General features: G+C 41.9%; 13 protein-coding genes. 3 read left to right on the top strand and 10 right to left on the bottom strand.

Annotated features, from left to right (window positions below; all coding sequences use genetic code 11):
* Positions 1-77: 77 nt before the first annotated feature.
* From QUB13_RS28665 to QUB13_RS28635, 7 genes are all read right to left on the bottom strand, one after another.
* Positions 78-1,259: a YcjF family protein gene (locus tag QUB13_RS28665; protein ID WP_333087939.1), complete on the bottom strand. Its 1,182-nt coding sequence runs from the start codon at positions 1,257-1,259 to the stop codon at positions 78-80.
* A 139-nt stretch (positions 1,260-1,398) separates the two neighbouring features.
* Positions 1,399-1,938: a Uma2 family endonuclease gene (locus tag QUB13_RS28660; RefSeq protein ID WP_333388038.1), complete on the bottom strand. Its 540-nt coding sequence runs from the start codon at positions 1,936-1,938 to the stop codon at positions 1,399-1,401.
* Between the two features lie 47 nt (positions 1,939-1,985).
* Positions 1,986-2,483: a DUF29 domain-containing protein gene (locus tag QUB13_RS28655; protein WP_333388033.1), complete on the bottom strand. Its 498-nt coding sequence runs from the start codon at positions 2,481-2,483 to the stop codon at positions 1,986-1,988.
* A gap of 181 nt (positions 2,484-2,664) precedes the next feature.
* A complete protein-coding gene (locus QUB13_RS28650) occupies positions 2,665-3,048 on the bottom strand; it encodes a hypothetical protein (protein ID WP_333388031.1) in 384 nt (127 codons plus the stop codon).
* Positions 3,049-3,074: 26 nt separating this feature from the next.
* Positions 3,075-3,341 (bottom strand): MafI family immunity protein, encoded by a 267-nt coding sequence (locus QUB13_RS28645; protein WP_333388028.1) that lies wholly within the window; start codon positions 3,339-3,341, stop codon positions 3,075-3,077.
* 340 nt (positions 3,342-3,681) lie between these two features.
* A complete protein-coding gene (locus QUB13_RS28640; protein ID WP_333388026.1) occupies positions 3,682-4,920 on the bottom strand; it encodes a restriction endonuclease PLD domain-containing protein in 1,239 nt (412 codons plus the stop codon).
* Between the two features lie 506 nt (positions 4,921-5,426).
* Positions 5,427-5,870 (bottom strand): hypothetical protein, encoded by a 444-nt coding sequence (locus QUB13_RS28635; protein ID WP_333388024.1) that lies wholly within the window; start codon positions 5,868-5,870, stop codon positions 5,427-5,429.
* A gap of 225 nt (positions 5,871-6,095) precedes the next feature.
* Between QUB13_RS28635 and QUB13_RS28630 the strand changes: the two genes are divergently transcribed.
* The 3 genes from QUB13_RS28630 to QUB13_RS28620 are packed head-to-tail and all read left to right on the top strand — an operon-like array spanning position 6,096 to position 6,848.
* On the top strand, positions 6,096-6,308 hold the full coding sequence (locus QUB13_RS28630; RefSeq protein WP_194009260.1) for a helix-turn-helix domain-containing protein: 213 nt from the start codon (positions 6,096-6,098) through the stop codon (positions 6,306-6,308).
* A gap of 58 nt (positions 6,309-6,366) precedes the next feature.
* Positions 6,367-6,579, top strand: a complete 213-nt coding sequence (locus QUB13_RS28625; protein ID WP_106333817.1) for a helix-turn-helix domain-containing protein — start codon at positions 6,367-6,369, stop codon at positions 6,577-6,579.
* A 56-nt stretch (positions 6,580-6,635) separates the two neighbouring features.
* Complete coding sequence (locus QUB13_RS28620) at positions 6,636-6,848, top strand: helix-turn-helix domain-containing protein (protein ID WP_106149042.1); 213 nt, start codon at positions 6,636-6,638, stop codon at positions 6,846-6,848.
* A 54-nt stretch (positions 6,849-6,902) separates the two neighbouring features.
* On the opposite strand, the gene QUB13_RS28615 is transcribed toward QUB13_RS28620, so the two are convergent.
* The 3 genes from QUB13_RS28615 to atpA form a co-directional block, all read right to left on the bottom strand.
* On the bottom strand, positions 6,903-7,088 hold the full coding sequence (locus QUB13_RS28615) for a hypothetical protein (protein ID WP_293331339.1): 186 nt from the start codon (positions 7,086-7,088) through the stop codon (positions 6,903-6,905).
* Positions 7,089-7,534: 446 nt separating this feature from the next.
* Positions 7,535-8,485: a F0F1 ATP synthase subunit gamma gene (locus tag QUB13_RS28610; protein WP_194066534.1), complete on the bottom strand. Its 951-nt coding sequence runs from the start codon at positions 8,483-8,485 to the stop codon at positions 7,535-7,537.
* 352 nt (positions 8,486-8,837) lie between these two features.
* Positions 8,838-10,355 (bottom strand): F0F1 ATP synthase subunit alpha, encoded by a 1,518-nt coding sequence (gene atpA, locus QUB13_RS28605; RefSeq protein WP_194066533.1) that lies wholly within the window; start codon positions 10,353-10,355, stop codon positions 8,838-8,840.
* Positions 10,356-10,381 lie beyond the last annotated feature (26 nt).

Raw genomic sequence — 10,381 nt, 5'->3', positions numbered from 1 at the left:
TTCCCAATTCCCAATTCCCAATTCCCAATTCCCAATTCCCAATTCCCAATTCCCAATTCCCAATTCCCAATTCCCATTTACTCAATATTAATTTGATTGGGAGGCTTCGGTTGATTCTGCTTGTCATCCCTCAAAGTTTTGCGTCCCGAACTAGCATAATCCTTGTACAATTCCACAAACATCTTTGTCAACTGCTGCAAAGAAACTTCTTCACCATTAATTTGAGCTTTCATATAAGTTTTAAGCACTTCAATGTAAGCCAAACCGAGGGCAAGGGTGAGAGTTGCCGCCGTTGCACCGGAAATAGCACCGCCGACAACAGTACCAGCACCGGGAATCATTTTGATCAAATTAGTCACAATACTTCTACCCACAGCAGTAACCCCGCCAGCACCGCTAATCGCAGATAGCATCGCCGAAACAAACCCCTTATCAAAGGGCATTCCAAAAATCACAGTAATATTAGCAATCATTGCCGTTTGCATCGCCATCAAAATCGGCGCATCAGCAAACGGTACAGGAGTCGCACCGACAATTGCAGAACCGGCAACATAACCAGTTACATACTTAAATGCCATGTCAGATTTGAGCGAAACATTGGCAATTTGTTCTTTCACAAAAGCTTTTTTAGCGACTTCCGGCAGCAGTTGAAAAGTTGCATCCACCAATTTGTCTAAACCGTGAGATTTTACTGTATAATCCTCATCTATTTCTTCCGGTTCTGCCATGACTGGAATGATTTGACTGACTGGCAAATTCATGTGTTCCAGTTGCTTGAAAAACTCGCTGGGCTTTTTCGATGTAGTTTGAGTGAGCACTAAAATCACTGGTACATCTTTGACTTCCATTTCTTTCAGCCAGTTTTCCTCGACTGATTCTATTCTATTGGCGCTGTGATTGATGCAGTACCAGATGACGTGAATGTGTTCTTTGGGGTGCAGGAGTCTTTGGTCTTCAATTAGTTTAGCAACGTTTAATTGAATAAGTTTAATTTGTTCGGCGTTGAGTTCGAGTCCGGGAGTGTCGTAAACTGCGATCGGGCAATTCGGTTTTGTGTATTGGCGAATACCGTGAGTTACGGGGCGGCCGACTCCGGTTTCTGCCAAGCGCTGGCGAAATACAGAATTTATCAAGGTACTTTTGCCGACTCCGGTTTTGCCGATGACTAAAACATTGCACTGTCCCACTTGGTTTTCTGCGTCTTTGAAAGCGTCGTAACTTTTGTTTAAAAGGTCGTCTAGGGAAAAGTCGTCTGACATGGCGGTTTGTGCTCCGAGAAGGATGGGATATTAAATCTGGATTAAACACCACCGAATAGAATTCGGAGGCTCTACAAACGAAGTCCGCCGGCGCGGACTGGGAGAATCTTAATAATATTGTAGCAATTTAGTTTGATGTTTAAGCTAGCAGTCGATCGACCTCGATGCTGAAACCGCTGAGGATTTGTTGAGTGGTGGCAGTTTCGCCGGATCTAAATGTCAGCATTCTATCTTGAGTTATCACGAATATTAAACGACTTTCTGGAAAAACTAACCAGACTTCCTGACAGCTAGATGCTAAATATTCCTGTGCTTTGAGAAAGACATCTTCCGCGATATCGGTAGGGGAAACTATTTCGGCAATTAGGGGAAAACTTTGGGGTAAAGTGGCAAGATTGCCATATTGTGCGACTAATTCGGGTGTGAGATAGGCGACATCGGGACGGCGAATTTGTCGGCTAGTGCGACAAGGAACTTCGACATAAGCTTCTCCCCCTTGTCCGCTGGAATTTTTATAATTTTTCCAAGCCTCCCCCAGGCTTAACTGAATTTTCCCCGTCTTGATTGTCATGCCATTTTTCTCCACAAGTTGGCCGTCTACCAATTCCATGTCGTCGGGCGGCTCGGTGATGAATTCTTCTACAGTAAGATTATCCTGTACAGCAGTAGCAGTGACCATAGTCATTTCCTCGCTTTTGCATATTCGCTGATACTATTATGATTCAATTATTCAATATTTTCAGAATTTTCAGACCGATCGCACTCAGGCGGTAAAAAATCAGGATTAAGAACTTCTTCTTCCGTAAAGGGAGACTCTGGGGGAAATATCGCAATAGATAAACCGGTTTCACCTGCGGCTAGTTCTCTGGCATCTTGATAAGATTCATTAAAAATCTCTTCAAAAAAACGATATAAACTCGGACTGGTTTTGAAGGTATCTCGGATGCGTTTACGATGTTCTAAAATTGTGTAATACCAACTATTTGTTCGTTTTTCTGGCTGATATTTATACTTAAGCAAGTGCATTAAAAGTACCCTCAAATTACTTTTCAAAGCATTTTTATCGCTTTTCCCCATACTTTCTAGTTCCTCTAATAAGTTCTCTAAATCTATTTCAGAAAACTTTCCCTCTTTTAATAAGTTGATAGTTGTCTGCAACCAAAGATAGAAATCCTGTTCATAAAGGGATGTTATTGCAGTTGTCATTGATTGGATAGTTGTCATTTTGTTTGACTCCCTTTCTCTTCTCTAGACATAAGTGTAACATATTCGATAATTTATCGCTGAAGTTAGCTTTACGGGCCCAAATGAGCCGAATTATGCAAGAAGTGCGATCGGTTTGTTTAAAGCTATGGAAAACTACTTTTAAATTTCCTGTTGCATCTAAGCCTATTATGATGTTCGATCAAACCTTCACCAATGGCGCAAACTCCTCTAACTTCACTTGTAGGTCATCCACCAGCATTAAACGATAGCTTTCTGTAGCTTTCAATTTTTGGAAAACATAACTAGCAAAATCATCACGCCACTTTTGCCTATCAAGTTCATTCGAGATATTTAGCGCTTTGATTGATAGGTTATAAGGGTATTCTTCAAATTTGATATCTCGATCGTTTTCAAAATCATGCTTTCCTACAGTAAGAGTGATTGTTGAGTTCCGAAACTCATACCAGTTGTCAGTACCATCAGAAACAAGCTCGAATTTTAGAGCCAATATCAACTCTAATTCTTTGATTAAATGTTCGATTTCCTGCGGTAAGTCTACAAAAATATCTAGTGTGCGAGACATAAAAACCTCCTTTATTGAAACTCATCTCAAGGAGTTACTTGGACTTTTAGCATCTCCCAAGTTTCTCGTTCCATGTTCAAAATATTGCCCACTTCTTGCAAGAGTTCATAACCCTTTAAATCTATGGAAATTTCTTCTTCAATGAGAATATCGCACAAAGTCTCTAACGCCAAATTCCACTCGCCAGCCTGAATGTCTGAAACCAAAAATTCTATTTGAGTATCTGAAAGTTGTGGTTTCACGATGTTAATGGCTTGATGGAGTTTATTTTCTACAATTTTATAGTCAAACATTTGTTTAGCTCCTGACAATATTGCTAGGAATTTTTAGGTAGATTCGTTGGGAAAGCTGTAATGATTCCTCTCCCATCAGGTTCTACTATTACCTTAATATTAACACTATCTCTAGTTCCTTCAATCTGCCATCTTACGGGCTTACCAGCAAATAAGTTACTTAAACTTTTAGCAAAGACTTAAGATAAGGATAAACTCTGAAACAATAAATTCTCTTTGATTTTCTGACAATTAATGGCACTTTTGCAAGAAGCCTGCTATTACTATTATGGCCGGTAAAGACGATGATTTTATCCCATAACCATTGTAAAATTAAGTTGGCATTGAGAATACATTGATGTCACATTGAATAGGATTCTTTGAGTTCTTTTAGCTTTTCCTTTATTAAATCGATATCATTAATTTTTAATAGTTCGTCAATTTCTTCTAATTGCATCTTCTGCATCTTCTTCTTACCTTTTTCTAGCCCTTTTTTATAATTCGGATCGTTGAGCATTTTCTTAACTTCTTCTTCCAAATCCTTTAGAGTTTTATAAGGTAATTTATCCATATTCTTTGCATCAGATATTATTTTATACTTTTCATTCGCAAGAATTTCACCAATATCAGAAGGCTCATAAGTTACATTTTCTCTAAATATTACAAAACCGCCTTTTATCTCGTTTTGTTCAGTTTTGTAAGGGTAAGGTATAATTTTAACAATTTCAACAATTCGGAATATGTTTTCTATGTCTACTGAGAGGCATAAAGAACCTACAAGAAAATCATTTTTAACTTGATCTATAGTTTCTCTGGATGAGTAAAAGGCGTTTATAGCATCTTCACTGTAATCATCAAGGAGACTCTTTTTCTTGTCAATAAGAGCAATATCATTAATGACACCTAGTTTAATAAATTTACCATTTGGTGGTGTGCTGGTTATCGGTGCTTGATCTTGATTTACAGGCGTAGAGTTTTCTTGAGACGGTGGGATAACTTCATCTTGATCTTTACGAGAGTGTTCTTTATTATATTGTCTTTCATACTCCTTAATTCTTAGTTGATTCCACAGATGCGATTCACTTTTATATTTATTTGACCAACGATCAATCAATCCTTTTGTTAAATTTAAGTTATGGATACTAATACATAATTCTCCCTCACATTCAAGACCTACCTTGGTTAGATTAGATGACCCTATGATAGAAAACCCTATTTCTCTATTGTCATTGTCTCTAACATGACGGCCTAAAAAACAATAGGCTTTGACATGAAAGTTATTTGTGGGACATATAAAACGAACAGACTTAGCTTTAACATTCATTGATTTTTTATCTATAAAATTTAATAAATTTTCGATATCACTAGGTTTATTAAAAGAATTTTTTGTTCCCATCGCAATCACAAATTCCGTATTTTCATTTAAATAAGGGTGTTCAAGAATCTTTTTTACTTTTTTCACCCCGTCATCACTAACAAAAGCAGAAAACAGATAAATTTTATCCCAAGAGTATTCTTTACAATTTAATAAAAAATCTATTGTCGTTTCCAAGCTTTTTTGACGGTCTTCCAAAATTACAAATTTTCTAATAACACTCATTGTAAATTACTCCAATTAATTGATATAAAACTTTCAGGCAAGATGTAAACCACAATTTGATTATCTTCCCTAAAACTGCGCGATCGCACCTAATAAAATTGACTAAAAACATAATCAGCCAACTTAGTCAAAGCCTACTTCGACTCCGACGGCGGGAACCCCACCAAACGCATAACCGCAGACTGAGCGGACTTAGCCTGTAATTCCCGCGATCGCCTCTGCTGGTTGGATGTTTGAAAGGTTACTCATGGGCTTAACGAGGGATAGAGAGGGAAGCACATGGAAGAATTATAACTGTTGCTGTCGAGCTTGAACCAATTTTTTGAATGTTTGTGGCAGAACCCTAGCGGGCGGGCACGCACCATCCACCGCCCCTACAGGAAGGGACTGGAGTTTATGGGAGTTACGCACAGCAAAGAAACCGGGTTTTTCACTTAGTTAAGGGCTGGGATGCAGTATTTTCGCAAAAAAACCCGGTTTCTAATCACCCGTGTGTAAGTCATAATTTAAAAATGTTCCAGCAGAGATTTCTCTTGGGCGTAAACCTTTCGCAGCGACTCCACAGCTATTCGACTTAACATCAATTTAATCACCCCCACCATTTCCCCCCACTCGAACAATTCAGCAACAGAAACAGCTTTATGAAATTTCTCTGCATAGAAATCTACCCAAAAATCCGGCGCGTTTCTCTCTTTCTGACTCGCTATCCGGCGCTTCCAATAACCAAAATCTAAACCAGAGGGCGATTCCACTCCCAAAACAGGCGGAAAGTCGGCATAACTCACAAACCGACTCATGCCTTTGGCGTGCACGTACAGGATATGCGCCCAGCACTCGAAGCGATATATTTGTTCTATCTTGATTTTGAGCAGGCGGGCGATCGCCTCTTTGGTGACGAACCGGCTCAATCTGTGTCTGGGGGTTGATTTTGGTCGAAAGCTTGCTAACATAGTTGATACATCCCAATTGATGAAAATTTCAGATAGTTGGTACATCCCAATTAGCGGGAATTTCAGATGGTTGGTACATCCCACTTGATGGGAATTTCAGATGGTTAATAAATCCCAGTTGATGGGATTTGAACTTTGACAGGCGATCGTCTTTAAGTTTTCCAGACGTTGGGGCGATCGCTTTTTACGATAAAATTATCCTAAACTAAATCTAGTTTTCTGTCAATGGGTTTAATTAGATTGCGGGTTAAAGAATTTGCTGCTGAGAAAGGCTGGACGATCAAAGAGGTTTCGGAGCGATCGGGAGTCATTTACAGCACCCTCAGCACCTATTCACGTTCTCCGGGAATGGCAATGGTTGATTTTACTTGTCTGCTCAAGTTGGCACGTACTTTTGATGTGATGGTGGAAGATTTGGTTGAGGTCGTCAAAGAGTAGGTCGATCGCCTTTTGTAGTATAATTTCATGACTGATATTAGTCACATCTGAAGAGCTTATGGGCTTAATTAGATTACGGGTTCGAGAGTTTGCTGCTGAGAAAGGCTGGACGATCAAAGAGGTTTCAGAGCGATCGGGCGTAGTCTACAGTACGCTGAGAACCTATGCCCGATCGCCCGGATTAGCAACAATTGACGTGACAGCCTTGGACAAGTTGGCGAGGACTTTTGACGTGATGGTCGAAGATTTGTATGAGATTGTCGAAGATTAGGCGATCGCTTTTTGGAATAAAAATATCTTATGATGGTACACCATCATTCGTCAAGTATGGGTTTAGTCAGACTAAAAGTTAGAGAATTCGCCGCTGAGAAAGGTTGGACGCTAAAAGAGGTTTCAGAGCGATCGGGAGTAATTTACAGCACCGTCAGACACTACGCCCGCTGTCCGGGAGTGTCAACGATTGACTTTATTTCTATACACAAATTGGCCCGCACCTTTGATGTAATGATTGAAGACTTGGTGGAAATTGTGCAGGAGTGAGCGATCGCTTTTTACGATTCCTGTATGCGATCGCTCCACCGCTGCACGCAGCAGCTATGTGTTGTTTTGATTTTGACTTGCTTCTATTTTTGGTTGCTCAGCCTGCTTGACATATCCCTCCATAAATTCAAGCAAAACATCTCTCATATTTTTACCCTCCCTAGCAACAGCCGACTTAAATCGATTCCGCAATTCCGGGGGCATTTCTACTCTAATAGCCACAGTCTTGTTGTCATCCATACAGGCTCAAGGCTTTACAACATATACATTTTGACATTTTTATGTAGTTTGCCTAAAAACCAGCTTTTTGCATACAGGTGCATTAGTTACACTATATGCCTTAGTGCATACTCATGCAAGGGTGCAATTAATGCCGTTTTCCGCAAAAAACGCTACAGAGCGTTAATTTAGGTCATTTAGGTATGATTTACGCTCATAAGCTGTTCCGCAAATAAAAATTGTATATTCAGGGTGGGCGGGACGCCCAACCCCTACTCCCCACAAGACTTTGATTTTTTTTGACAGACATTTTAAATGCCGCAACAGCTTAAACCCGGTTTCTGCAAAAAATCTTGAGTTTGGCTTTGTTAGTACATTGTGGTCAATTGTAACAACTTTATAAATAAAAAAAGCGCCTGAGTTCCCCCAGACGCATAGCATAAAATCAACAAATTGTCAACCCTAACTTAGCCGTTCAACGCCTCAGCACCGCCGGAAACTTCCAGAATTTCCTGGGTAATTGCCGCCTGCCGCGCCTTGTTATAAGTCAGCGTCAAACTACGGATCAAATCGCTAGCATTCTCACTAGCATTATTCATCGCCGTCATCCGTGCAGCCAACTCGCTAGCGGCAGATTCTTGCAAAGCCCGCAGCAATTGGTTGTTCAAATACAAAGGCAAAAGTGCCTCCAGAATTTGTGCCGGATCTTGCTCGAAAATCATGTCGGCCGGCAAACTCTTTGTAGGTGCAGCAACCTTCTCCCGCGATACTTGAAACTGTCCGCCTTTCGTTGTCAAGCGGAAGATTTCATCATCGGAACTTTCCAAACCTTGGGGATCGAGGGGTAACAAGGTTTGGATTACCGGACGCGAACTAATTAGCGACACAAACTTGGTGTAAATTAGTTCAACTCTGTCCACAGTTCCCGACAGGAACAGAGACAGCAATTGGTCAGCAATTAGCGCTGCTTCCGGTGCTGTCGGAATTTGTTCTAAGTTAGTGTAAGTAGCATCGATCGGCTGTTCGCGGCGCTGGAAATACTGAGTAGCTTTGCGTCCTACCAACACGTATTTGTAGTCTAAGCCTTCAGCTTTGATTTCCTTAGCGCGATTTTCGGCGTATCTGATGATGTTGCTGTTGTAGCCACCGCACAAACCCCGATCGCCCGAAACTACCAAAAGTCCAACTGTTCTGACTTCGCGTTTTTTCAGCAGCGGTAAATCCTGGCTTTCAAACTGCAAGCGTTCCGCCAAACCGTACAATACCTCTGCGAGGCGATCGGCAAAAGGCCGAGTAGCAGTCACCTGTTCTTGAGCGCGGCGCACCTTAGCAGCAGCCACCAAACGCATTGCTTCTGTAATCTTTTTAGTGTTCTTGACCGATTTAATGCGATCGCGAATAGTTTTGAGATTTGCCATAACTTTCTCCTTTTTTCTTAGCCTTTATTTCCGAGTTATTAGTTCCCAGCCATCAGTTTTTAAGTTTAGCTGTGGTAGGGACACGGCATTACCAATTTGTGTGAGCTATCACGCTAAAACAAAGTCTAAATCAGGGTTGCAGCCAAGTCTCGATCCCCCTAAATCCCCCTTTTTAAGGGGGACTTTGAGTGTTTCCATTTCCCATTTTTCAGAGAACTTTGGCTGCTTCCAGTTCCCTGCTTAAACAAAGAGAACTTTGACTGCTTCCAGTTCTCCCCTTCTTAAGGGAAACTAGGGGGGATTTGCGACTTAACGAATGACCAATGACTAATGACTGATGACTGATGACTAATTACGCAGACACTAAGAAACTTTGCTTGTATTCTGCGATGCCTTCTTTCAGCAGCTTCTCAGCTTCATCAGTCAATGCCTTGCCGCCTTGAACGATTTCGCCGTACTTCGGCTTGCTAGTCCGTAAATAATCGCGCAAACCAACAGTAAACTTCGTGACTTTTTCCACAGCGATATCATCCATGTAGCCGTTAATACCGGCATAGATTATAGCCACTTGTTCGTTCATCGGCAGGGGCGAACTTTGGTCCTGTTTCAACAGTTCCCGCAAGCGTTGACCCCGCGCCAATTGATTTTGAGTAGCTTTATCCAAGTCAGAAGCAAACTGAGAAAATGCTGCCAGTTCTTCAAACTGCGCCAATTCCAATTTCACCTTACCGGCTACTTTTTTCATTGCCTTAGTTTGAGCCGCAGAACCTACCCGCGATACCGAAATACCGGGGTTTACTGCTGGACGCAAACCAGAGTTAAACAAGTCAGAAGAAAGGAAGATTTGACCGTCGGTAATCGAAATTACGTTCGTCGGAATGTAAGCAGAAACGTCACCAGCTTGGGTTTCGATAATTGGCAAAGCAGTCATGCTGCCTTCGCCCAAATCGTCGCTCAATTTAGCAGCGCGTTCTAGCAAGCGAGAGTGCAGGTAAAACACGTCTCCGGGATAAGCTTCGCGACCGGGAGGACGGCGCAGCAACAAGGACATTTGGCGGTAGGCCTGTGCTTGCTTGGAAAGGTCATCGTAAATGACCAAAGTGTGCTTGCCTTTGTACATGAAATACTCGGCTAAGCTAGCACCAGTGTAGGGCGCCAAATATTGCAGGGTTGCGGGGTCGCTAGCGTTGGCTGCTACGACGATTGTGTAGTCCATCGCGCCCTTTTCTTGCAGGACGTTGACGATGTTAGCTACTGTAGAAGCTTTTTGACCGATCGCCACGTAGACGCAAATTACATCTTCCGATTTTTGGTTGATGATTGTGTCAATTGCGATCGCAGTTTTACCGGTTTGACGGTCGCCAATAATCAGTTCCCGCTGTCCTCTTCCCACAGGAATCATCGCATCAATAGCGGTAATTCCTGTTTGCATCGGTTCGTAAACAGAACGGCGAGAAACAATCCCTGGTGCCGGAGATTCAATCAACCGAGACTCAGTAGTTTTAATTTCGCCCTTGCCGTCAATCGGACGCGCCAAAGCATCAACTACCCGTCCCAACATTGCTTCACCAACGGGGACTTCAGCAATTCTGCCAGTAGCAGTAACTACCGAACCTTCTTGAATGCCTAGGCCTTGGCCCATCAACACTGCACCGACGTTATCTTGTTCGAGGTTCAGTGCGATGCCCACGGTGCCGTCGGCAAATTCTAGCAATTCGCCGGACATAGCTTTATCCAAGCCATAAATCCGGGCAATGCCGTCGCCTACTTGCAAAACAGTACCGACGTTAGAGACTTTTACATCTTGGTCGTACTGTTCAATTTGCTGGCGAATAATGCTGCTAATTTCGTCAGGTCTGATTGCTGCCATGTTAATTATTATGTGTCAGTTGTCAG

The sequence above is a fragment of the Microcoleus sp. B4-D4 genome, assembly GCF_036705185.1.
Classification (GTDB): Bacteria; Cyanobacteriota; Cyanobacteriia; order Cyanobacteriales; family Microcoleaceae; genus Microcoleus.
This window is presented reverse-complemented; position numbering and strand designations above follow the sequence as displayed.